This is a genomic window from Lichenihabitans sp. PAMC28606 (assembly GCF_020616535.1).
Lineage (GTDB): Bacteria > Pseudomonadota > Alphaproteobacteria > Rhizobiales > Beijerinckiaceae > Lichenihabitans > Lichenihabitans psoromatis.
In genome coordinates this window covers 99162-122378 of sequence record NZ_CP085136.1, presented here as the reverse complement: position 1 = coordinate 122378, position 23217 = coordinate 99162, and the positions used below count along the sequence as shown (strand labels likewise).

Annotated in this window: 18 protein-coding genes; 9 read left to right on the top strand and 9 right to left on the bottom strand. The window is 63.6% G+C overall.

The window, feature by feature from the left end:
- Window positions 1-22 precede the first annotated feature (22 nt).
- The 7 genes from LGH83_RS00540 to recN all read left to right on the top strand — a co-directional run bounded on the left by LGH83_RS00540 (window position 23) and on the right by recN (window position 9210).
- Window positions 23-946: a D-alanine--D-alanine ligase gene (locus tag LGH83_RS00540; RefSeq protein ID WP_227400196.1), complete on the top strand. Its 924-nt coding sequence runs from the start codon at window positions 23-25 to the stop codon at window positions 944-946.
- 50 nt (window positions 947-996) lie between these two features.
- Window positions 997-1899: a cell division protein FtsQ/DivIB gene (locus LGH83_RS00535; protein ID WP_227400195.1), complete on the top strand. Its 903-nt coding sequence runs from the start codon at window positions 997-999 to the stop codon at window positions 1897-1899.
- Window positions 1896-3197, top strand: a complete 1302-nt coding sequence (gene ftsA, locus LGH83_RS00530) for a cell division protein FtsA (RefSeq protein ID WP_227400194.1) — start codon at window positions 1896-1898, stop codon at window positions 3195-3197. The genes LGH83_RS00535 and ftsA overlap by 4 nt, the downstream gene beginning before the upstream one ends.
- Before the next feature lie 105 nt (window positions 3198-3302).
- Window positions 3303-5072, top strand: coding sequence for a cell division protein FtsZ (ftsZ, locus tag LGH83_RS00525; protein ID WP_227400193.1), 1770 nt, complete (start codon window positions 3303-3305; stop codon window positions 5070-5072).
- 366 nt (window positions 5073-5438) lie between these two features.
- Entirely contained in the window at window positions 5439-6380 is a 942-nt protein-coding gene (lpxC, locus tag LGH83_RS00520; protein ID WP_227400192.1) for a UDP-3-O-acyl-N-acetylglucosamine deacetylase, read from the top strand.
- A gap of 276 nt (window positions 6381-6656) precedes the next feature.
- Window positions 6657-7517 carry an outer membrane protein assembly factor BamD gene (locus LGH83_RS00515; RefSeq protein WP_227400191.1) on the top strand — a complete coding sequence of 287 codons (861 nt, stop codon included), beginning with the start codon at window positions 6657-6659 and terminating at the stop codon, window positions 7515-7517.
- A 22-nt stretch (window positions 7518-7539) separates the two neighbouring features.
- On the top strand, window positions 7540-9210 hold the full coding sequence (recN, locus tag LGH83_RS00510; protein WP_227400190.1) for a DNA repair protein RecN: 1671 nt from the start codon (window positions 7540-7542) through the stop codon (window positions 9208-9210).
- A gap of 29 nt (window positions 9211-9239) precedes the next feature.
- On the opposite strand, the gene LGH83_RS00505 is transcribed toward recN, so the two are convergent.
- From LGH83_RS00505 to LGH83_RS00490, 4 genes are all read right to left on the bottom strand, one after another.
- The gene (locus LGH83_RS00505) at window positions 9240-10751 is read right to left on the bottom strand and encodes a DUF2125 domain-containing protein (RefSeq protein WP_227400189.1); all 1512 of its coding nucleotides are present in this window, start codon (window positions 10749-10751) and stop codon (window positions 9240-9242) included.
- Window positions 10752-10947: 196 nt separating this feature from the next.
- On the bottom strand, window positions 10948-12027 hold the full coding sequence (prfA, locus tag LGH83_RS00500) for a peptide chain release factor 1 (protein ID WP_227400188.1): 1080 nt from the start codon (window positions 12025-12027) through the stop codon (window positions 10948-10950).
- A 116-nt stretch (window positions 12028-12143) separates the two neighbouring features.
- Window positions 12144-14405: a phosphoenolpyruvate--protein phosphotransferase gene (gene ptsP, locus LGH83_RS00495; protein ID WP_227400187.1), complete on the bottom strand. Its 2262-nt coding sequence runs from the start codon at window positions 14403-14405 to the stop codon at window positions 12144-12146.
- A gap of 197 nt (window positions 14406-14602) precedes the next feature.
- The gene (locus LGH83_RS00490) at window positions 14603-15841 is read right to left on the bottom strand and encodes an aspartate kinase (protein WP_227400186.1); all 1239 of its coding nucleotides are present in this window, start codon (window positions 15839-15841) and stop codon (window positions 14603-14605) included.
- Between the two features lie 191 nt (window positions 15842-16032).
- Between LGH83_RS00490 and ubiG the strand changes: the two genes are divergently transcribed.
- Window positions 16033-16860 carry a bifunctional 2-polyprenyl-6-hydroxyphenol methylase/3-demethylubiquinol 3-O-methyltransferase UbiG gene (ubiG, locus tag LGH83_RS00485; RefSeq protein ID WP_413771079.1) on the top strand — a complete coding sequence of 276 codons (828 nt, stop codon included), beginning with the start codon at window positions 16033-16035 and terminating at the stop codon, window positions 16858-16860.
- Here ubiG and LGH83_RS00480 read toward each other — a convergent pair.
- From LGH83_RS00480 to LGH83_RS00465, 4 genes are all read right to left on the bottom strand, one after another.
- Window positions 16857-18002 carry a benzoate/H(+) symporter BenE family transporter gene (locus LGH83_RS00480; RefSeq protein WP_227401945.1) on the bottom strand — a complete coding sequence of 382 codons (1146 nt, stop codon included), beginning with the start codon at window positions 18000-18002 and terminating at the stop codon, window positions 16857-16859. The genes ubiG and LGH83_RS00480 overlap by 4 nt on opposite strands.
- 143 nt (window positions 18003-18145) lie before the next feature.
- Window positions 18146-19099, bottom strand: a complete 954-nt coding sequence (locus tag LGH83_RS00475) for a dihydroneopterin aldolase (protein ID WP_227400185.1) — start codon at window positions 19097-19099, stop codon at window positions 18146-18148.
- A gap of 10 nt (window positions 19100-19109) precedes the next feature.
- The gene (locus tag LGH83_RS00470; protein ID WP_227400184.1) at window positions 19110-19664 is read right to left on the bottom strand and encodes a GNAT family N-acetyltransferase; all 555 of its coding nucleotides are present in this window, start codon (window positions 19662-19664) and stop codon (window positions 19110-19112) included.
- A gap of 152 nt (window positions 19665-19816) precedes the next feature.
- Window positions 19817-21049, bottom strand: a complete 1233-nt coding sequence (locus LGH83_RS00465; RefSeq protein WP_227400183.1) for a glycosyltransferase family 4 protein — start codon at window positions 21047-21049, stop codon at window positions 19817-19819.
- 75 nt (window positions 21050-21124) lie between these two features.
- Here LGH83_RS00465 and LGH83_RS00460 point away from each other — a divergent pair, with 75 nt between their 5' ends.
- The gene (locus tag LGH83_RS00460; RefSeq protein WP_227400182.1) at window positions 21125-21922 is read left to right on the top strand and encodes an alpha/beta hydrolase; all 798 of its coding nucleotides are present in this window, start codon (window positions 21125-21127) and stop codon (window positions 21920-21922) included.
- 10 nt (window positions 21923-21932) lie between these two features.
- Here LGH83_RS00460 and LGH83_RS00455 read toward each other — a convergent pair whose 3' ends face one another.
- Window positions 21933-23126, bottom strand: coding sequence for a multidrug effflux MFS transporter (locus tag LGH83_RS00455; protein ID WP_227400181.1), 1194 nt, complete (start codon window positions 23124-23126; stop codon window positions 21933-21935).
- Between the last annotated feature and the right edge of the window lie 91 nt (window positions 23127-23217).

Sequence of the window (23217 nt, the reverse complement as noted above, 5' to 3'; positions counted from 1 at the left end):
GCTCGAACGAGAAAGTAGATCGATGACAAAGCATGTCGCTGTTCTGATGGGTGGCTGGTCGGCCGAGCGCGAGGTGTCGCTGCGCTCCGGGGCGGCCTGCGGCGCCGCGCTCGAAAGCGTCGGCTACCGCGTGACCCCCATCGACATCGACCGCGACATCGGCGCGACGCTGGCGGCGATGCGACCGGATGTGGCCTTCAACGCCTTGCACGGCCGTGTCGGCGAGGATGGGACGATCCAGGGCATTCTGGAGATTCTTCGCATTCCCTATACGCATTCCGGTGTTTTGGCGTCGGCCATCGCGATGCAGAAGGACAAAGCCAAGATCATGTTCACGGCTGCGGGGGTGCCGGTCGCGCATGGCATGTTGGTCAATCGATTCGAAGCGGCCCGCGAACATGTCCTGCCACCGCCCTACGTGATCAAACCCGTTAACGAAGGCTCGTCCGTCGGGGTCATCATCGTTCATGAGGGACGAAGCCATCCGCCGCAGGAACTCGGCCGTCCGGATTGGACTTTCGGCGACACCCTGCTGGCCGAAACTTTCGTTGCGGGACGGGAACTTACCTGTGCCGTGATGGGTGATCGCGCCCTCGGCGTGATCGACATCGTTTCCAACACCGGCGAGTTCTACGACTACGATGCCAAATATGCCAAAGGCGGGTCCACCCACGTCTTTCCGGCAAATCTTAAACAAAATATTTACCAACATGTCCAAGAGTTGGCGCTCAGGGCTCATCGGGCTCTCGGATGCCGCGGCGTGAGTCGCACCGATTTCCGCTACGACGACCGACCCGAGGGCACGGGGGAGTTGATCGCGCTGGAAGTCAACACGCAGCCCGGGATGACCGAGACCTCCCTGGTTCCCGAGCTTGCAGCACATGCCGGCTTATCATTTGGTGAGCTTGTCCGATGGATGGTGGAGGACGCCTCCTTAGATCGTTAACGGAAAGCAGCGCGGGGCTGTTCGCCCTGTCGCGCCCGCGTTTTGCTGGCTTGCCGGACAGCTTCGACAACGGTCCCGTCCAGTTCCGCAACAACACGCGCCGCCGGTCCCGTGCCCCCAAGGGGTTTCGTCTTCCGGCGCTGCTTCCTCGGACGACCCGGGGCGGCGTCGGCATCGCGCTGACGATCGCGCTCTTCGCTTCGACCGGTCTTTATGGCGCCGTGCGCGGTGGCCAATATCAGGCCTTCGTCGCGGCCAACGGATCACCGCTCGACGTCGCCGCCAAACTGGTCGGCTTTCCAATCGACGCCATCACGATCTCGGGCATCAAGGAACTCGACCAGACCGAGATCCTCAAGGCCGCCGCGATCGATCCGAGCCACTCGTTGCTGTTTCTCGACGCCGCCAGCGTACGCGAGCGCCTTCGTGCCCTGCCGCTTGTTCGCAACGCGGTCGTGACCAAGCTGTTTCCCGACCGTCTGACCATCGCGATCGACGAACGCGATCCCGTCGCGCTGTGGCAGATCAACGGCCATCTCTCGATCGTATCGGCCGATGGGGTCGTGATCGACGATGTGCATGACGACCGTTTTCTGGCGTTGCCCTTCGTGGTCGGCGAGGGCGCCAACGGGCGCGTGTCCGAATTCCTGGCGCTGCTCGACGCAGCCGGCGACCTGCGGAGCCGTATTCTCGCGGGTGTCCTGGTCGGCGAGCGCCGCTGGACCCTGAAGATGGATAGCGGCATCGAGGTCGCCCTCCCCGAGACGGGAGCCGCGGAGGCGATGGCCCGGCTCGCCCTCTTGCAGAAGCAATCCAAGCTTCTCGACAAGGATCTCGTCTCGGTCGATCTCCGGGACCCGGAACGAATCACCGCCCGCTTGTCCGACGATGCGGCTGCCGCTCGCGTCGACATGCTCGCCAAACGACCAAAACGGAAGGTGATCCCCGAATGATGCCGCCGCGCATGCGTCCCATCTCGTCACGGAAAAGCGCAGTCCTCTGCGTGCTCGATGTGGGAACCTCGAAGGTCGCTTGCCTGATCGCCAAGCTCGTGCCGGCGGAGCCCTCCGACATGCTGCGCGGACGCACACACCGCTGCCGTATCCTCGGCATCGGCCATCAGCGCTCGCGCGGCATCAAGGGTGGCGCGGTGATCGATATGGACGAAGCCGAAAGCGCCATTCGGCTCGCGGTCGACGCGGCCGAGCGGATGGCCGGCGTCGAGGTCAGCAGCGTCATCGTCACGACGACGGGTGGCCGCCTGTCGTCGCAACATTACAGCGCCAAGGTCACGGTCGGCGGCAAGGCCGTCTCCGATTACGATGTTCATCGCGTGCTCGAAGCCAGCACGACGACAGCGCGGCAAGGCCGGGCGGTGTTGCATTCGCTGCCGAACGGCTTCTCGCTCGATGAAACGCGTGGCATCCGCGATCCCAAAGGCATGATGGGCGACGAACTCGGCGCCGAGATGCATGTGATCGGTTGCGATGCGGCCGCGGCCCGCAATCTCATGCTGGCGATCGAGCGCTGCCACCTGACGATCGAGGCCCTGGTCGCGACCCCCTATGCGGCCGGCCTGTCGGCCCTGGTCGACGACGAGGCGGAACTCGGCGTCGCGCTTATCGACATGGGCGGCGGCACCACATCGACGGGCGTGTTCGCGGGCGGCAACCTCGCCCATGTCGATGCCATCGCGGTGGGCGGCAACCACGTCACGATGGATATCGCGCGCGGCCTGACGACCCGGCTGACCGATGCCGAACGCTTGAAGACGCTGTATGGCACTGCGATCTCGTCGGCCTCCGACGAACGCGAGACCTTCGCGGTCGCGCATGTGGGCGACGACCCGGATCAGCCGACCCATCTGCCAAAGTCGCATCTTGTGCGGATCATCCGGCCTCGCGTCGAGGAGATCCTGGAGCTCGTCCGCGATCGTCTGAAGGACGCCGGTTTCGCAGCCCATGCGGGCCGTCGGCTCGTTTTGACAGGAGGCGCCTGCCAATTGACGGGTGTCGCAGAAGCCGCACGTCGGATTATTTCGCCACAAGTGAGAATCGGGCGCCCTTTGGGTATTCAAGGATTGCCCGAATCAGCAAAGAATCCAGCATTCGCGGCGGCTGTCGGTTTGCTGATCTATCCGCAATTCGCTGGCATTGAGCATTTCGAACCCCGAGGGCAGGCACCGATGCAAGCCACTGGGACGGACGGCTACATGTCACGCGTCGGGCGGTGGTTGAAAGACAGTTTCTAAGAATTGCGAAAGCGCGGGACGGCGGCTCCGCGTGATCGCAGCGAGATGTTGGATATCCAGGGGACCCACGCGCAAGCGCCCCAAGCAATCGAGAGGCCACAAGCGATGACGATCAATCTCAAAGGACCGGAACTCCGGGAACTGAAGCCCCGCATCATGGTGTGCGGCATCGGCGGAGCCGGCGGTAACGCGGTCAACAACATGATCGTGTCCGGCCTGATCGGCGTCGACTTCATCGTGGCCAACACCGACGCGCAGGCGCTGACGAGTTCGAAAGCCGAGCGCATTATTCAGATGGGCCTGCAGGTGACCGAAGGCCTCGGCGCCGGCTCGCAGCCCGAAGTCGGCCGCGCCGCCGCGGAAGAAGCCATCGAGGAAATCCGCGATCATCTCGCCGGCGCCCATATGGTGTTCGTCACGGCCGGCATGGGCGGCGGCACCGGTACCGGAGCGGCCCCGGTCATCGCTCGCACGGCGCGCGACATGGGTATCTTGACGGTCGGTGTCGTCACCAAGCCGTTCCAATTCGAAGGCCAGCGCCGCATGCGCGTCGCCGATGCCGGAATAACGGAACTGCAGAAGGCGGTCGATACGCTGATCTGCATCCCCAACCAGAACCTGTTCCGCGTCGCCAACGAAAAGACGACGTTCGCGGATGCGTTTTCCATGGCCGATCAGGTGCTCTATTCGGGCGTCGCCTGCATCACCGACCTGATGGTCAAGGAAGGTCTCATCAACCTCGACTTTGCCGACGTGCGCGCCATCATGCGCGAAATGGGCAAAGCCATGATGGGAACCGGCGAAGCCTCTGGCGACAAGCGCGCCATTATGGCGGCCGAAGCCGCCATCGCCAATCCGCTTCTCGACGAAGTCTCGATGAAGGGTGCGCGCGGCCTGCTGATCTCGATCACGGGCGGCAACGACCTGACGCTCTACGAGGTGGATGAAGCCGCCAGCCGCATCCGTCAGGAAGTCGACGACGACGCCAACATCATCCTCGGCGCGACTTTCGATTCGAACCTCGATGGCATCGTCCGCGTCTCGGTGGTTGCGACCGGAATCGACCAGCCGGTCGGATCCAAGGAGCTCATCGCCAGCGAAACCCGCATCGCCGAGGCCACCCAGCGCCTGCGTCAGCAAACCATCGCGCGCCCCGTCGAAACCAGCGCGGTTCGTTCGCTCGCTGCCCCCGAGCACGCTCAAGCCTATGACCAGGCGCCGCAGCAAGCCCAACTTGCTCAGCCCGCGCCGGCCCCCATCCACTACGCCCAGCCCGCCCCCGCCGCGATGTCGAACGATGTCGAGCTGATGCCGATCCAATCCAAGGCGAGCGTCTTCCAACCCCAGGCGCCGATGCATCAGGAGCAGCCGCGCGCCGAGCATGTCGACAATGGCCCGTATATTCCGCCGGCCCCCCAACAGGTGCAGCGCGCCCAGCGGATGCCGCAGGTGGAAGATCTGCCAATGCCGGTGCAGAACCAGATCCGGGCCCAGCGTAACGACCCGCAGGCCGAAGCTGTTCAAGCGGATACGAAGCGTCGCAGTCTGCTCGAGCGCCTCGCCTCCTTCGGCATGAGCCGTGGCGAGGAAGCAGCGCCTCCCGCCCGCCCGACGGCGCCAGCACCCCGCGCCCAGGCCAACATGCCGGCTCCGCATTATGGCCAGACTGCTCCGCAGCAGCAGGCCTATGCTCAACCGCGCGCTCAGCAGCCCGGCTCTGTGCATGCGGAATATGGCAAACGTCCCGCCCCCGCCGCGCCGGCTCGCAACGCCCATGTCCCGGCCGATCAGCATGGCCGTCCACTGCCCCACGCTCGCCCGAATGAGGACGACCAACTCGAAATTCCGGCTTTCCTGCGGCGTCAATCGAACTAATTCGTCGCTAAAAGCTGCAACAATTCTAAGCGCATTCCGTCTTCTCGGAGTGCGCTTAGCCTTATAAGCTCCTGTAACTGAACGGTTAACGCGATCAAAAAGCATCGCGTTGGATTGTGTTACATCACGTAAAAAAGCGTGATTTGGCTAACCAAAGGCATCCGCGTAGTTTGGCTTCAACGAGACGCGGCGACATGAATCGAACCGCTCCGCGCAACCAGATGATCGCTTCTTAGCGGTCGCGATTGCGGAGTTTCTGGGGAAGAACCGTGGCAACGGTCGGCTGCAAATAAGGTCTTCGGGCCAAGACACTTCCGGTGCGGGGCATGTTTGCCGACCAACCGGGAGATCTGGAGCAGGATAAGAATGAAACTGGGTAAGCAGACCACCCTTAGGAAGAGCACCGCCCTCGTGGGTGCTGGCGTTCATTCCAACGCTCCGGTGAGCCTTATCCTTCATCCCGCTTCCGCAAATTCAGGTATCGTCTTCATCCGAACCGGCCTTCCAGAAGGCGGCCAACGCCGTATCGAAGCCAAATGGTCCAAGGTATCGACCACGGAACTCTGCACTGTCATCGGTGACCCCTCGCGCGGAACCGTGGCGACCATCGAACATCTTCTCGCAGCTCTCTCCGGCCTCGGCGTCGACAACGTCCAGATCGAGATCGACGGGCCGGAAGTTCCGATCATGGATGGATCATCGGCCGCATTCGTGGCCGCCATCGACCGGGCCGGCATCAAGACCCTGACGGCGCCCCGCCGTTACATCAAAATCCTCAAGCCGATCCGCGTCGAGCAAGGTCGCTCTTTCTCGGAGCTGAGCCCGTCGGACGATGGCTTCCGCCTTGATGTCGAGATCGATTATTCCTGCGGCGTGATTGGTCGTCAGCAAAAGTCGATGATGCTGACCCCCGCGAGCTTTCGCGCCGAGATTTCCCGGGCCCGCACCTTCGGATCGATCAGCGATGTCGAACGGCTTTGGAAAATGGGTTTCGCACTCGGCTCCTCGCTCGAAAATTCCATCGCGGTGGATGGTGACCGCGTTCTGAATCCGGAAGGCCTCCGAAGCAGCGACGAGTTCGTGTCGCACAAGACGCTTGATGCGGTGGGCGATCTGGCACTTGCCGGCGCACCGATCATCGGCACTTACCGGGCATTCTGCCCCGGCCACAAAATGAACTTCCTTGTCCTGAAGGCCATGTTCGCCGACCGCTCATCCTTCGAGTTGATCGAAGCTCCGGTTCGGACCAAGAGCTTCTACCCAGATTTCGCGATGCCGGCGATGCCGGCTTTCGCCGAGATGAACTGAAACCGTTTCGGTTTCGTTCGCTTCAGTCTTGAAGCTCTGTTGCATCTTTGCGCCTCTCCCTAAAAAAGCGCCGCCAAGGTCGGAACCGATTGGTTCTTGCCGTTTCTGGCCAGGATAGGCCATAATCACCCCTATAGTGATCGCAAGCCGAAGCTGGTCCGTCACAAACGGGTGGTAGTCTTGGCGGCCTGAACAACCGAGTTGTCCTGCATGATGCACGCCCGTTACCGGTCTTCACTTCTCGTCCAGTCCGGTTCCGCACCGCGCGCGACACTGATGTCGACGTCAACGGTCGCAAAGGTCTCGATGATGGCCATCATCGCCCTGGCCATGCCGCTCGCCGGCTGCTCGAGCCTCGAATCGTTCAATCCCTTCGGTGCCGAGAAATACGAGACCAAGATCCTGCCGGACGTGCCGGCCGACGACATCTACAATCAAGGCCTTGCTCGCCTGGGCAAGAAGGATACCGAGGGCGCGGCCAAGAAATTCAGCGAACTCGACAAGCAATATCCGTATTCGGATTATTCGCGGAAGGGTCTGCTGATGTCGACCTACGCGCAATATCAGGCGGGTAATTACGATGACGCGATCGCCTCGGGTGGCCGTTACTACTCGCTTTACCCGACCTCGCCGGATGCGCCCTATGCGCTCTACATGGAGGCGATGTCATACTACAATCAGATCCCGGATATTTCGCGTGACCAGAAGCAATCTGAGAAGGCGCTCGATCTCTTCAATCAAATCGCGACCAAATATCCGAATTCAGAATATGCCAGCGACGCGAAATACAAGATCCAGGTAACCCGCGACCAGATCGCCGGCAAGGAAATGTCGGTCGGTCGCTTCTATCTGGCGCGACATAACTACGTTGCGGCCATCAATCGCTTCCGCACCGTCATCGGTCAGTATCAGACGACCCGGCACACCGAAGAGGCCTTGGCACGTTTGACCGAGGCCTATATGGCGCTGGGAATTACGAACGAAGCGCAAACGGCAGCGGCCGTGCTGGGCCATAACTTCCCAGATAGCCAGTGGTACAAAGATTCGTTTGCCTTGCTGCAGACGGGCGGTTTGGAGCCGCGTGAAGATACCGGCTCGATCATCTACAAGACCTTCCACAATCTCGGTCTGACCTGATCGCCCTCACCTGGCAGGCGCGATGCTGTCTCGTCTGACCATCCGCGATATCGTTCTCATCGACCGCCTGGATCTCGAGTTCGGTCCAGGATTGACGGTGCTGACCGGCGAGACCGGCGCGGGTAAATCCATTCTTCTCGATGCCTTCGCGCTTGCGCTGGGTGGACGCGGCGATGGCGGTCTCGTTCGCCATGGCGAGAAGCAAGGCCAGGTCACGGCCGTGTTCGATCTGTCGGCGCAGCACCCCGCACTCGCCTTGGCGCGCCAGAACGACATTGAAGTCGAGGGCGACCTGATCCTCCGCCGCGTTCAGGTCGCCGATGGGCGCACGCGGGCCTTCGTCAACGACGCTCCTGTCAGCGCGCAGGTCCTCCGGGCCTTATCGCGCACGCTGGTCGAAATTCACGGCCAGCATGACGAGCGAGCGCTCGTCGACCCGGACCTGCACCGGACGCTGGTGGATGCTTTTGGCGGATTGGACACGCTCGTCTCCACCGTTCGGGCATGCCATGCCGCGCGACGGACCATCGAGGCGGATTTGAAAGGCGAAACCGCGCGTGTGTCAAAAGCGCGGGCCGATGCGGATTTCCTTCAGCATGCCGCCGAAGAACTTGGATCGCTCGCGCCGCAGGTCGGCGAGGAAGAGAAGCTCGCGAGCCGTCGCGCCGACATGATGGCGGCGGAGAAAGTCGCGAGCGACCTCCGCGATGCCTACGAGGCCGTGTCGGGCAATGGATCGCCCACCTCGACATTGTCGGCTCTCGTCCGGCGGTTGGAGCGACGGGCCGCGCAAGCGCCCTCGCTCATCGACCCCTGTACGCAAGCGATCGATGCCGTGTTGCTTGCTTTAGACGGCGCCTCGGCCGCGATCGGGCAGGCGCTCGACGATGCCGCCTATGACCCGCACGAACTCGAGCGGGTGGAGGAGCGACTGTTCGCGCTGCGTGCTCTCGCGCGCAAACACGCATGCGGCCCGGATGATCTGCCGGCTCTGGCGGACAAATTCACAGCTGATCTCGCCGCCCTCGATGCTGGTGAAGCGCGGCTGAAATCCCTGCAGATCGCACAGACGGCAGCCCTGAAGGCTTATGTCGAGGCCGCGCAGGCGCTCGGAACGGAACGGCGCAAAGCCGCACAGGCGCTCGACGCGGCCGTCAATGCGGAACTTGCACCCCTTAAGCTCGAACGGGCGCGGTTCGAGACCGAGATCGAGACGGAGGCGGGTTCCGGTGGACCGGACGGCACGGATCGGGTGGAGTTCTGGGTCGCGACCAATCCAGGGAGCCGTCCGGGGCCCCTCACCAAAGTGGCGTCGGGCGGCGAACTCGCCCGGTTCATGCTGGCCCTCAAGGTTTCGCTTGCCGACCGAGGCTCCGCGCCGACGTTGGTGTTCGACGAGATCGACACGGGGGTCGGCGGCGCGGTCGCGGATGCAATCGGTCGGCGGCTTGCCCGCTTGGCCGATAGGGTGCAGGTGCTTGCGGTGACCCATGCGCCGCAGGTCGCGGCCCGATCGGCCACGCATTTGCGGATCAGCAAGGGCGACGTCGCCGAGGGCGGTAAGGTCGCGACGCGCGTCACCCCGCTTGCGCCCGATTTACGACGTGAGGAAATCGCCCGCATGCTGGCGGGCGCGACCATCACGGAAGAAGCCCGCGCCGCAGCCCGCCGCCTGATCGAGGCGACGAGCTAACGCATCAGCCCAATGCTGCATCAGCAGCGTTAGGGCGCGGTCTTCGGCGTTGGCTTCTTCTTGGGCTTCTGCGACGGTTTCGGTACCGGTTGCGGCTCGACTTGCGGTGCAGCTGCCTGCATCGGTTTACCGTTGATCAAGATGTCGCTCCCCGGCTTGGCCTCGACCAGCCAGCTATATCGATCCGGGCCTTCGGCACGACCGAGCTGCTTCATCAGCGTCAAGACCGCAAAGGCCTGGGCGGCATCGGGGTTGGTCTGCGCCCCGGTCGTTAGCATATCCAGAGCTTTATCCAGGCCTGTTGCCGAAACGGTTGCGGTTCCGGTCGGCATCTGCTCGGTAAATTGCATCTGGGCTTCGGCCTTCACGGTCATGACGGGAGTCGTGATCGTGCTCGGCGCCAGGGTCACGACGATGTTTTGCGGCAGGGCAAAAGCCTGCACGATGTCGTTGGTCTGCGCCTCCGTCAAAGGCTTGTCGGCGCCGAAGTCGGCGCTGACGATGGCCTTCTGCAGCGCTTCGGTAAAGTGGACGGGGCCGACCTTGACGTGGAGGTCGAGGCCACTCGGCACGAGCCCCGTCGCCCAGGCCGGCGCAAGATCCGCCGGGATCGTAAACCCGTCGGCGTTGAGGCCGATGCCAAGCGCGTCTTTCGAATTTTCATTGCCGACATCGAGATGCTCACCAAAATTATTGGCGCCAAACTGTCCCAGCGGCGTGTTCACGATAATCTTTTGGATAGACGCATCACCGCTCAAAACGGTGACGAATGGCAGCATGGCCGAGAGAAGCCCTTTCAGTTCAGTCTGATTGGCAACGAGCTGCTGCTTGGACGGATGCGCGACCAAAAACGCCCACAGGTCGAGCAATTGTGCGTTACGAAGGTTGTTCGCCTCAATATGTCCGGTTCCGCTCGCGACTTGAGCGTTGAACTCGAACGCCTTCTCGCTTTTCGGTGCACCGACATCCGCATGGGTCTGGACCGAAAGCGCGTAGGTAAAGTCGCGGAGGGTTTGATCGACCTTGGCGTTGACGGTGCCGTTTCCGCCGTCAGTGCCGGTAAATTTACTCTCTGTCGTGCCCGTACTCTTGCTAGAGCTCGACACTTTCGGAGTATTGGAACTCACGGCTGAACCGTTGCTCGAGCTCGTGCTCGAGACAAACGACGCAATCTTCGGGTCGAAGATTCCGTCAAAGTGAGAATCGCCGTAATTCACGATCGTGGTTTGATCGTTGATCGTCACGGTAAATGACTGAAGGCCGCCGCTGACCACGTGCCACGTGCCATCCGCCGCCGGCGTCAAGGTCGAAAGGTAGTGCCCCGCCTTGACCTCCGCCAACCCGAGCGCCGCGAAGGGCGCGAAGATCCGCGAGAGATCGACATCGACCTTGTAGGCTTCGCCGTCGGGCGTCACGACGACGGCGCTCGGCTGGCCATCGGTCGGCTTGCCGAGATAGCGCTGAAACAACGTGGTCAAACGCTGCGCTTCATCGGTCGTGGCCGGCGCGGCCTGGGCTGACCCGAGAAGGGCCACTGACATGACGGTCGATAATAAGGCGGCTCTAAGGTTCATTCTCGATTCCCAAACTTGCCGAGCGGCGCCAAGTGACAGCTCGATCCGAACCATGGTGATGGCCGACACGACAACGCAATGTCAGCACCGGCGAGACGGCTGGTCTCTTCCCATTTGCCGACGTGAGACGCAACGTCACACCGGCTCTTTTCGATGCATTCCCTTAGGCATCGCCCTCAACGGCCGCCAAGGCCGCCGCCTGATGCTCCGTCGTCAAAGCATCGACCACGTCGTCCAAGGCTTCGCCGGTGATGATCTTGTCGAGCTTATACAGGGTCAGGTTGATGCGGTGATCAGTCAGCCGACCTTGCGGGAAATTATAGGTTCGGATCCGTTCGGAACGATCGCCGGAGCCCACCTGCGCTTTTCTGTCGGCGGCGCGTTCGTTGTCGAGTTTCTGCCGTTCGGCATCGAAGATGCGCGACCGGAGCACCGCCATCGCCTTGGTGCGGTTGCGATGCTGGGAGCGCTCCTCCTGCATGAATACGACGATGCCGGTCGGTAAATGCGTGAGGCGGATGGCCGACTCGGTCTTATTGACATGCTGGCCGCCGGCGCCCTGCGAGCGCATCGTATCGATCTTGAGATCACCTTCATTGATGTCGACGTCCACCTCTTCGGCTTCCGGCAAAACCGCGACGGTCGCGGCCGAGGTGTGGATCCGCCCCTGCGTCTCCGTATCCGGCACCCGTTGCACGCGATGCACGCCGCTTTCAAACTTCAGTCGCGCAAAAACGCCACGCCCGACGACCTCGGCGACGATTTCCTTGTAGCCCCCCGCCGTTCCCTCGCTCATGGAGAGAACGTCGACCTTCCACCGCTTCAATTCGGCATAGCGGCTGTACATGCGAAAAAGATCGCCGGCGAAGAGAGCGGCCTCATCGCCGCCCGTACCGGCGCGAATTTCAAGAATTGCGCTCTTTTCGTCCGCCGCATCCTTCGGCAGCAGCGCCATGCGGATCGAAAGTTCGAGCGCGGCGAGGCGCTCCTTCGCCTCGTCGACCTCGCCCTCGGCCATCATCCGCATCTCGGGATCGAGGGCAGGGTCGGCCAACATGGCGGCCAGGCCATCGATCTCGGCATGTTGCGCGTGATAAGCTCGGATGGCCGTCACGATGGTCTCGTTTTCGGCGAGTTCCCGCGACAGGGCCACAAAGGTCGCAGAATCAGGCCCTTCGACGAGGCGCGCTGACACCTCCTCATAACGGCGAAGGACGAGATCGAGCTTGGCGATGGGGAGCATGAAGGACGTATCGTTCCTAAAGGACGGATTGGCGCCGCTGGCCGGCGCTGGGCTGAATGAGACAGCAGTGACGTCCACTCGGAAAGCGGAGCCTTGGACGACTTCGGGCAAGGTCGCTAACAGGGAACCTGATGTTCAGCCGCGAAGGCCTCGAGCCTGCCCCGCAAGCTGGGCTCTCCCGAGGCGTCGCGCAACAGGTCGCCCAGAAAACGCGTCATAGCCTCGACATCCAGCGCCAGGATCATGGCCTTCACGGGTCCGATCGACGACGGCGACATCGACAAGCCCCGATAGCCAAGCCCGATCAGCGCCATGGCGGCCAAGGGGCTTCCGCCCATCTCGCCGCAGAGCGTGATCGGGATGTTGCGCCGCTGCCCGACATCGGCAATCGACTTCAGCGCACGCATCATAGGCGCCGACAGCGGATCGAATCGCGTCGAGACGCGCTTGTTGTCGCGATCCGCCGCGAACAGATATTGCATGAGATCATTGGATCCAACCGACAGGAAGTCGGCCCTCTCCGCGATCTCGTCGAGCTGCCACAGAAGCGACGGCACCTCGACCATGGCGCCAAGCTTGATCTCGGTGGGCAGCGGATGATGATGTTGGGTCAGGAAGGCGAGTTCGTGATCCACGGCCGCGCGCGCGCGATCGAACTCGGCCGCCTCCGCCACCATCGGAAACATGATGCGGACCTCGCGTCCTGCCCCGGCCCGCAGCATCGCGCGAAGCTGAGACCGCAACAGCGCCGGACGATCGAGGCCGATCCGCAACGCCCGCCAGCCAAGAGCCGGGTTCTCTTCGTCGAGCCGCATCATATAGGGCAGGACTTTATCGCCGCCGATATCCAGAGTCCGGAAGGTCACGGGCCGGTCGCTGACCATATCCATGACGCTCTTATAGAGCGCATATTGTTCGGATGGTCGGGGGAAGTGATCCGCCACCATGAACAGGAGTTCGGTCCGGAACAGGCCGATCGAGACGGCACCCGTTTCGACGACATGCGGCAGATCGAGCAAGAGCCCGGCATTCATATGCAGGTCGATCGCGACCCCGTCCCGCGTCACGGCCGGAATATCGCGAAGCGACCGATATTGCTCTTGGCGCCGCGCACGAAGCCGGGCTTTTTCGGCATAGGCGGCCTCGACATCGGGGCCGGGCCGCACTTCAACGCTGCCCATCACGCCATCGACGATGATGGCGTCACCCGGCTCGACGAGGCTCGAAATATTGGTGACGTCGCCGACGGCCGGAATGCCGAGCGCGCGGGCCACTACGGCGACATGGCTCATCGCGCCGCCGTCTTCGAGCACGAGGCCGCGAAGCTTGCGCTGATCGTAATCCAGCAGGGCCGCCGCGCCCATGGAGCGCGCCACCAGGACCGCATTTTCAGGCAGATTCTCGTTCGACGCGACAAGATCCTGCCCGGTCAATTGATGCAGAAGTCGATTGGCCAATTCATCGAGATCGTGCAGCCGCCCGCGCATATAGGGATCGGTCTGACGCATGAGTTTGGCGCGTGTGTCGCTCTGGACGCGCTCGACCGCCGCTTCTGCGGTCAGGCCAGTCGATACGGCCTCGCGCAGGCGCCGCAACCAGCCGCGATCATGCGCGATCATGCGGAAGGTCTGCAGGATTTCACGATGCTCGCCCGGCCCGGCTTCCTCGCCGCGATCGACGAGCCGATCGACCGATTCACGCAGTGCCGCGATCGCTTCGTCGAGCCGCACGATTTCGCCGTCGATATTCTCGGCCACGAGTTTGTCGACGATGACGCGCGGCTCGTGCAGCACCACATGGCCGAGCCCGACCCCGTCGGCGATAATCTCGCCTTTCAGCGACAAGGATTGCCGCAGGACCTCCGATCCAGCCGGAAACAGCGAGACGAGTTCACCGCCCGCGATCATCTCGGCCAACAGCATCGCGGTCGTTTGAAGGACCTCGATTTCCTCCTCGGAATAGATCCGCCGGGCGCGATTCTGGACGACGAGAACCCCGAGCGTGTTGCCTCCCCGTAGGATCGGCACACCGAGGAAGGATTGGTAGATCTCTTCCCCGGTCTCGGGCTTGTACGAATAGGCCGGATGCGACTGTGCGTCCGGAAGCGCAAGCGCCTCGGCCTTGGCGGCAATCAAGCCGACGATGCCCTCGCCGAGCCGCATGGTCGTTAGATGGACCGCCTCGCGATTGAGACCCTCGGTGGCATAGAGTTCGAGCCGCTTATCGGCGTGCAGCACATAGACCGAGCACACCTCGGCTACCATGTTGAAGGCGATTTGGACAACGATTTTGTCGAGGCGCGCTTGTGCGCCGATTGGTTCCGCCATGACTTCGCGAAGCCTGCGCAACAACAAACGCGGTCCGAGAGAGCCACGCATCAGATCGCACCCCTCACGGCTGCGGAGCCCCGGCAGTGTGCCGGCAAGACTCGGTCAAGGACGAAGCCGCCATGATGTCTTCCCCCTCCGCCGTAAACTCAATCGCCCGACTCGTCGAAGCCGCATCGGCGACTGTCACCTAACGGCCGAGTGGAAGCAAGGATCGTACCCCGGCACTAAAAAAGCGGCCCGCGAGGCTAGGCGCGATCGAGACCATACAGCGTATGCAGCGTCCGTACCGCGAGTTCCGTATAGGCGGCGTCGATCAGCACCGAAAACTTGATTTCGGAGGTCGTGATGGCTCGAATATTGATCCCCTTGTCGGCCAAGGCCTTGAACGCACGCGCCGCGACGCCCGCATGGCTTCGCATGCCGATGCCGATCGCCGATACTTTGACCACGTCGTTGGCGCCCTGCAGCGAGCCGAACCCGATTGCGGCGCGGGCGCCTTCAATGATGAGACGCGCGCGCTCATAGTCAGCCGTCGGGACCGTGAAGGTCATGTCGGTCGTGGTCGTGTCATCCGACACAACCTGGATGATCATGTCGACGTTGATGGCCGCGTCGGCGAGCGGCCCGAAGATCGCGGCCGCAACGCCGGGATGGTCGGACACACCGCGCAACGTGATCTGCGCCTCGTCACGCGAGAACGCGATGCCGGTGACGATCTGCTGTTCCATGATGTCCTCTTCAGCACAAATCAGCGTTCCAGATGCCGGCGCAGCCGGATCGTCGAACGAGGAGCGGACGAAGACCTTGATCCGATGGACCATGGCGGCCTCGACCGACCGCACCTGTAAAACCTTGGCGCCGAGCGACGCCATTTCGAGCATTTCCTCGAAGGCTACGCGATCCATCCGGCGCGCCTTGGCGACGACGCGCGGATCGGTCGTGTAGACCCCATCGACATCCGTATAGATATCACATCGGTCAGCCTTGAGGGCGGCCGCGATCACCACGGCACTGGTGTCCGATCCACCGCGCCCAAGGGTGGTGATGCGACCGCTTTCGGCATGGATCCCTTGGAAGCCGGCGATCACCGCCACCTCCTTCCGGTCGTCGAACCGGCGGATCAACTCCGCGCCGTCGATCCCGAGCACCCGCGCGGAGCCATGCTGGTCGGAGGTGAGGATCGGAACCTGCCAGCCCTGCCATGAACGAGCCGTGATGCCCATGCTCTGCAAGACGATCGCCATGAGCCCGGCCGTCACCTGCTCGCCCGACGCCACGACGGCATCATATTCGCGCGCGTCGTGGAGTGGAGACGCCTCGCGGCACCAGCCCACCAGTTCATTGGTTTTGCCCGACATGGCCGAGACCACGACCGCCACGTCATGGCCGGCTTCGACCTCGCGTTTCACATGCAGCGCCGAAGCGCGGATTCGATCGAGATTGGCGACGGACGTACCGCCGAATTTCAAAACAAGACGGGCCATGAAACGTTCGGTAAGGGCCGAGGGCCAGGAACCCGAGGGCCGGTGATGTTCGGGCGACCACAACTCAAACGGTAGGGTCCGAAACGGCGCGTATAGATGACGGCCCGGCCGAAGGCTGTCAACCGAGCGGGAAGGCGGGTGACGCGCGAACCACTCGAGCCCTATATGTCGCCCATCAGGGAGCAGAAGCGATGATGCAGGATCAGGTTCAGGCCGACATGCCACGGCGCGAGAGTGTCGATCCCGTCGATCTCGCGCGCTACGAACGCCTCGGTGCAGAATGGTGGGACCCCAAGGGTCCGATGGGCAAATTGCACGAGATCAACCCGTTGCGCCTGGGTTATCTGCGCGAGATGATCGAGACGCACCGGCCTCGCGTTGAAACGAGCCCGGACGAGGGTCCATTTCATGGCCTGTCGATGCTCGACATCGGGTGCGGTGGCGGGGTTCTGTCGGAGCCGCTCTGCCGGCTCGGCGGCACCGTCACAGGCATCGATCCTGGCCGCGAGAATATCGCGGCGGCGCGCCACCATGCCGAGACCTTCGATCTGCCGATCGACTACCGCGCCACAACCGCCGAGGCGCTGGCGGCGTCGGGCGAGCGGTTCGATGTGGTCTTGGCCATGGAGGTGGTCGAGCATGTGGTCGACCGGAATGCCTTTATGGCGACGGTCTGCAGCCTCGTGAAGCCGGGCGGCCTGCTGATCGCCTCGACGCTGAACCGCACGGCCAAAAGCTTTCTTCTGGCCATCGTCGGTGCCGAATATGTGCTGCGATGGTTGCCCCGCGGCACCCACAACTGGAACCAGTTCGTGACTCCGGAGGAGCTGGTGATGCCGATCCGCCGCGCCGGCCTGAAGGTGCTGAACCGCACGGGGATGACCTATGATCCGCTGCACAACACCTGGTCGCTCGGGCGCGACACGGACGTGAACTATTTCGTGACGGCACAGCGCAAGGCGACGCGTGAGGACCCTGCCAGAATGGGAGAAAATCCGCGGAAAGCGGCGGCTGGCTAGCGTCTGAGCCGCTCGACGACGAGCACGAGCCCGCCCGCGAGAAGACCCCAGAACGACGCGCCGATGCCAAAGAAGCTCGCACCGGACGCGGTCATCACGAAGGTGATCGCGACCGCGACACGGTCCTGCGGATGCGCGAGCGCAGACGACAGAGCCCCCGCGAAGCTGCCCATGAGGGCGAGGCCGGCCACCGCCGTGAAGAGCGAGGACGGCGATGCCAGAATGAAGGCTGCCGCGAATGCCGCAAAAAGGCCGAGCACCACATAACCGACCCCGTTCGCGATGGTCGACCAGTAGCGTTTTGCCGGATCGGGATGCGCATCCGGTCCCGCGCAAAGCGCCGCCGTCACGGCCGCGAGATTGATGAGCCCGCCGCTGCCAAACGCATTGACGATACTGCCGAGACCGGTCGCCACGAAGATTTTGCTGATATTGGGTTTGTAGCCATTGGCGTGGAGCACCGCCAAACCCGGCACGTTTTGAGACGCCATCGTGACGATGAAAAGCGGCACGACGAGGCTTCCGAGCGACGACCAGGCAAAGACCGGCTGCGTCACGATTAAGGTCGGCCACGCGTCCTTCAGGGCACCGGCCGGCAGTTTGGTCACGAAAACGACGATCAGCACCGTAACCGCTACCGCGATCGGGACCGCAAAGCGGCGCGCGAAACGCAGCGCAAGCACCCAAGCCAGAAGGATCGGCAGCACCAGAGTCGGCGAGGTTTTCAGCGCCTCGACCGGCGCGAGACAGATCTCGAACAACACGCCGGCCAGCATGGCATTGGCAAGGCCAGACGGGATGGCGGCCACCAACCGGCCGAATGGCTTGATCAAGCCGGCCGCGACGATCAGCGCGCCGGCCAGGATAAAGGCCCCGATGGCGGCCGGATAGCCGCCCGCCTGCGCGCCGGTCACGATCAGCAGCGCCGACCCGGGGGTCGACCAGACGATGCTGATCGGCTCTCGCCACACAAGCGACAACCCGATCGACAAGACACCTTGCACAACGCAGAGCACCAGCAGGCCGGAGGCGGCCTGAGCCGGCGTTGCACCGACGGCCGCAAACCCCTGCAACACGATCGTAAACGTGGCCGCGAAGCCGACGATGGCGGCCAGCAAGCCTCCGAAGATCGGCTGGATCAGCGACCCTTGGGGTGGCTGCGAGGCGACATGAGGGTCAGGTGGGCGGGTCGCAGGCGACGCATCGAGAGCTGTGGACAAGAGATTCGCTTCAAGGCTGGAGAATCGGAAACCTGCCGGCCGATGAGGCCGTGCCCGATCGCGACTTATCCACCCGCCTCACGCCAGATGTCGACCCCCACCACCCCTGCCCCGAGATCGAGCTTTTCGACCGTGACATGGACGGCCCCGATGCGGGGATGCCCGAGAATGCGGGCCGCGATGGTTTCGGCGAGCGTTTCCACGAATTCGACATGGCCCACTCCCGCGACCTGCCGGATCGTGTCGGTCAAGAGATCGTAGGAGACGACATCCCGCATGTCCCGCGTCGGATGATCGATCGCCTCGATCTCGGCCTCGATCGAAAAGCGGACGCGCTGGCGTCGTCCAAATTCCTCCGCGTAAGCGCCGACATCGATCTCGAGCACCATGTCGCGGACGAAGATCCGATCGCGCCGACGCCTCGGCCTCTCTTCGGTCTTGGCCGGTGTCTTGGCCGGTGTCTTGGCCGGGCGGGTCGTGGCGGTCGGCTGCGGAAAGAGGCCACGAAACAATGCAATCGCGTCCGGATCGAGCGGCGCGTCGCTTCGATGCGCGACGCGAAGGGCGCGGCCGACCAACAGAATGTCGGGCTTGAATGTCAGCAGGCGCGAGATATCGGGCGATTCCAAGCCGCCGCAAAAACCGACCAGCAGCCCGCGCGACCGGCATCGAGACGCGATGTCGTCGAGCGCCGCCAGACCGAGCGTATCGACGAGGCGACCGGCGGCTGCGAGCATGATGCCAGAGCGCCCTGCCTCAACGATCGCATCGAGATCGGCCTCGGTCGGAGCGGTCTCTCGGATGATGACTAAGCCGTGGCTTGCGTCTTCGCCGATCGCGATCGACGGCCCATCCACCGCCGGCGTGAGCAGGTTGGCGGCGACGTCGACAATCAAGGTTGGCACTGTCGGGATGAAAGCGTCGGGCCTCTGCCGGCTCACCACCACCGCGTCGGCACCCGCCGCAACAGCGATCTGCGCCTCCTCATTCGACCTTACGGAAACCAGAAAGAGCGTCATGCGAACCGCCTCACGCGACGCGCTCGGCGAAGGCCGCGACACTCGGCCAACTATAGCGGATAGCGCGGGCCGAGGTTCCGTCGGGCTGGGTTGCGACCAATTCTTCGACAGGATCGCCGCCAAGCCGGTCGTAGAACGCCTGAGCCGCGATGTTGCTCTGCAGGACAAAGAGATACACGGGCCGACGCGGCAGCGCATAGACGAAATGGTCGGCCGCAGCCCGCATCATCATGCGTCCGATCCCCTGCTGCTTGGCATCGGGGTCGACATGCAGATTGTGGATATAGTTGCCCCAGTCGCGATCATGATCCAGCAAGGCGCAGAGGAACCCGACGAGCGAACCCTTTGCGTTCTCCGCTACCACGGTCCACAACCCAGGCCCGGCATGCCTGTACCGGTCGCGCCAGAAGGCCAGGCGTTCCTGTTCGATCGGCCCCTGGAGATAGGCCTCGCTAAGCGCATCCCGATAGGCCGAGCGCCAACTCGCCGTATGGAGTGCCGCAATCGCATCTGCATCGGCTGCCGTCGCGACGCGGAGCCGAGGTGGGGTCGTGAAATCAGGCATGGTTGATCCAAGTCACGGAAGGCCGAGTTTTCGGGTTCGGCGGTTGGTCGATCGCGATCGAGATCACCTCGGGCAAACCCAATCCAAAGCGTTGAGCGAGCGGATCCACCGGGATCGAGCTGCAAAGCAACGCGGTCGGTTCCGACCCTGCCCTACCGCGCTCTGGCCGGCAGATGTCCCTCGATAGCCGCACTATAGGCGTCGAGCATGGCTTCCGTCATATGGTCGAGCGAGAATTCTGTCTCGATGTGAAGCCGCGCTCGTCGCGCCATCGTGTCACGCGCCGTCGCGCCGAGGGCCAGCGCGCTCGCGATCGCCTCGGCCAGCGCCTCGACATCGCCGGCCGGCACCCGCCAACCCGTCCGTTGCTCCGGCTGAACCTCGGGAGGCGCCAGCACGGTTTCCGGTACGGCCCCGAGATTGCTCACCACAACTGGTGTACCCATCGCCTGCGCCTCCACGGCCGACAGGCCGAACGCCTCGGGTCGTGTGGATGGCACGATGACGAGGCTCGCGGCCAGGAGAGCCGCCGGCATGTCGGCGCAGTGGCCGACGCGTTTCACCAAATCGCCGAGTTTATGGTCGGCGATCAGCGTGTCGAGGTCCGCCACATAGCGGTTGCGGCCCTGATGGTCGCCCGCGAGAATAAAGACAAGATCCGAAACGCCTCGATCGCGCAGCTTGGCGGCCGCCGCAATCAGGACCTTCTGGCCCTTCCATTCCGTCAGTCGCGCGGCGAGCAGCACGACCCTCTGGTCCGGCGCGACGCCCCAGGCGGACCGAAGCGCCTCGACGCGCGAGACGTGGACCGTGTCGGGGTGGAACTCGCGCAGGTCGACCCCGGGCGAGATGATGCGGACCCGATCGCGTGCCCAGGGATAGAGGCGGGCGATCGTCTCGGCGGTGAAATGCGAGTTGGCGATGACGGCGTCGCCCCGCGCCATCACCGAATTATACTGGAGCTTGATGGCGTGGCTGCCCGAATAGCTGCCATGGTAGGTGGTCATCAGCGGCGTGCCCGTCATGCGGGTCGCACCCAGCGCGACCCAGGCCGGGGCGCGCGACTGTGCGTGCACGACCGCGGGCCGCTCGTCGCGGATCAGCGCCCGCAATTTCAGTACGTTTCGCGCCATGGCGATCGGGTTCTTGGTATCAGCCGGAAACGGCACCCAGATGCCGCCGCGCGCCTGCAACTCGCTGACGAGACGCCCACCCGTCGTGGCCACGAGAGATCGCGCGCCGGCCTCGGCCAAGGCGGCCGCGATATCGATCGTCGTGCGCTCGGCCCCCCCGGCCTCGAGCGCCGGAATGATTTGCAGCACGGTTCGGCCGGCAAGCCGCGAAGGCGCCGCATGGACGAAAGGGGATGCGAGATCATGGCTCATCGAAACGGGACAATCGCATTGGGTGGCTGACGGACTACTCGCCAGCGTCTTGGTCGCGAGTGTACAATCGTAACCATGAACGAAACTGTTCCATCCGTCGTGACCGTCTCAAGCCTGGACCACAAGAGCGCGCCACGCCGCATCGCGGTCCGGCGACGGCCGGCAGCCCCGTCCGGCGAAACGCGCCCCGGCGTGATTTGGATGGGCGGCTTCATGTCCGACATGCAATCCGGCAAAGCCCTGGCGATCGACCGATGGGCCGCCGAGCACGGGCGGGGCTTTGTCCGATTCGACTATTCCGGACACGGCGAGTCGAGTGGCGACTTCGTCGACGGAACCATCGGGCAATGGCTCGACGATGCGCTGGCGGTGGTCCGCTCATCGACCGACGGGCCCCAGATCATCGTCGGCTCGTCGATGGGAGCCTGGATCGCCATGCTGGTGGCCCGCGCCCTCGCGGTGGCCGGTGAGTCGGATCGCCTCGCCGGTGCGGTGCTGATCGCGCCCGCAGTCGACTTCACCGAAACATTGATGTGGGACAGACTGACGCCCGACATCCGCGAGCAGATCGAGCGCGACGGCGTCTGGTATCGCCCCTCACCCTATGGTGAGACGCCCTACCCCATCACCCGCGCCTTGATCGAAGAGGGGCGTCGGCATCTGCTCCTCGGCTCGAACGTCGAGGCCCATTGTCCCGTCCACATCCTGCAAGGCATGCGGGACAGCGACGTCCCCTGGCAACATGCCCTGACGCTGGTCGAACATCTGGCGGCGGACCCGGTCAGCATCACGCTGGTGCGCGATGGCGATCACCGGCTCTCCCGCGACGAAGACCTCGTTCGCCTCATCGCGGCGATCGAGCAGATCGCCTGACGTCTGCCGATCAGGTCGCCGGCCGCCAATGTCGGGTCAGATTGAAGAGGACGAAACAGACCGTGCCCGAAAAAGCGGTGGCGAGTGGAAGGGCCAATGGCGTAATTGTCAGGGCCTGTCCGACCGCGATACCGGCAAGCGCCGACACGCTCATCTGAATGAGCCCCGCCAGCGACGAGGCCGCACCTGCATGGTCCGGAAACGGCTCCATGCTGGCCGCGATGGTCTGCGGCAACGTCAACCCGATGCCGGCCAGATAGAGCAGCATCGGCACGATCAAACCCGTCGATCGATCCGGCAGAACCGCCATGGCGGCGAGTTGCGTCACGCCGCCCACGAACAGACACGCGACCCCGATCGCGATGGTCCCATCGATGCCGCGCCGCCGCACGATCTTGGAGGCGATCACGGTGCCGGTCACGTAGGCCAGCGCGCCGAGCCCGAAGACCGCCCCGAAGGCGACTTCGCCAAAGCCATAGACGCCCTGCAGCAAGAACGAGACGGCCGACAGATAGGCAAATAGTCCAGCATAGGCGAGCGTGAGGATGGCAACATTGACCCGATAGGCGCGATGCCCGAGCAGCATCCCAAACGTGCGGACGATGGCGCGCGGCGAGAGCGGTGCCGCCTGTTTGGCCCGCAGGGTTTCGGGCAGGAACAGCATCGCGCAGACCGCGACCGCGATGGCGCCGACCCCCGCCGCGTAGAAGTTCGATTGCCAGCCGAAGAGTTGTTGCAAAACGCCGCCGAACATCGGCGCGATCGCCGGCGTCACCCCCATGATGGCGCCCATGCGGGAGAGTTCGCGGCCGGCGCGCGGCCCATGGTACAGATCTCGAACGATGGCGCGCGCCAAGGTGATCGGGCCGGCCGCGCCGAACGCCTGCAGCACACGCGCCGCGACCAGCCAGCCGATCGATCCCGCCAGCGCGCAAGCGAAGCTCCCCGCGATGAACAGGAGGAACCCGGCGATCAGGACCGGTTTGCGACCAAGCTTGTCGGCGATCGGCCCATAGACGATCTGGCCGAGCGCGAAGCCGACCAGATAGGCCGACAAGGTTGTCTGCACTTGGGCGTCGGAGGCAGCCAGCGCATGCCCGATGCTGGGCAAGGACGGCAGATACATGTCGGTCGCGAGCGGACCGAGGGCAGTCATGAAGGCCAGCATGATGGTCATGCCGAGCGTATCGGGCTTTAAAGACATGCTTGGGAGGGCCGGAGGGTCAGGAGGGCGACGCATGACGCGAGGAGCCTTGCGGTTTCTCATGCGTCGGCTTATACAGGCTGCAGTTAGC

Bases quoted from the DNA above. Each gene is read 5' to 3' on its own strand.
- LGH83_RS00460 (WP_227400182.1), top strand. From the start codon at position 21,125: ATGAACGAAACTGTTCCATCCGTCGTGACCGTCTCAAGCCTGGACCAC.
- LGH83_RS00505 (WP_227400189.1), bottom strand. From the start codon at position 10,751: ATGTCAGTGGCCCTTCTCGGGTCAGCCCAGGCCGCGCCGGCCACGACC.
- LGH83_RS00455 (WP_227400181.1), bottom strand. From the start codon at position 23,126: ATGTCTTTAAAGCCCGATACGCTCGGCATGACCATCATGCTGGCCTTC.
- LGH83_RS00490 (WP_227400186.1), bottom strand. From the start codon at position 15,841: ATGGCCCGTCTTGTTTTGAAATTCGGCGGTACGTCCGTCGCCAATCTC.
- ftsA (WP_227400194.1), top strand. From the start codon at position 1,896: ATGATGCCGCCGCGCATGCGTCCCATCTCGTCACGGAAAAGCGCAGTC.
- ftsZ (WP_227400193.1), top strand. From the start codon at position 3,303: ATGACGATCAATCTCAAAGGACCGGAACTCCGGGAACTGAAGCCCCGC.
- LGH83_RS00515 (WP_227400191.1), top strand. From the start codon at position 6,657: ATGTCGACGTCAACGGTCGCAAAGGTCTCGATGATGGCCATCATCGCC.
- prfA (WP_227400188.1), bottom strand. From the start codon at position 12,027: ATGCTCCCCATCGCCAAGCTCGATCTCGTCCTTCGCCGTTATGAGGAG.
- LGH83_RS00470 (WP_227400184.1), bottom strand. From the start codon at position 19,664: ATGCCTGATTTCACGACCCCACCTCGGCTCCGCGTCGCGACGGCAGCC.
- LGH83_RS00475 (WP_227400185.1), bottom strand. From the start codon at position 19,099: ATGACGCTCTTTCTGGTTTCCGTAAGGTCGAATGAGGAGGCGCAGATC.
- LGH83_RS00540 (WP_227400196.1), top strand. From the start codon at position 23: ATGACAAAGCATGTCGCTGTTCTGATGGGTGGCTGGTCGGCCGAGCGC.
- LGH83_RS00465 (WP_227400183.1), bottom strand. From the start codon at position 21,049: ATGAGCCATGATCTCGCATCCCCTTTCGTCCATGCGGCGCCTTCGCGG.
- ptsP (WP_227400187.1), bottom strand. From the start codon at position 14,405: ATGCGTGGCTCTCTCGGACCGCGTTTGTTGTTGCGCAGGCTTCGCGAA.
- recN (WP_227400190.1), top strand. From the start codon at position 7,540: ATGCTGTCTCGTCTGACCATCCGCGATATCGTTCTCATCGACCGCCTG.
- lpxC (WP_227400192.1), top strand. From the start codon at position 5,439: ATGAAACTGGGTAAGCAGACCACCCTTAGGAAGAGCACCGCCCTCGTG.
- ubiG (WP_413771079.1), top strand. From the start codon at position 16,033: ATGATGCAGGATCAGGTTCAGGCCGACATGCCACGGCGCGAGAGTGTC.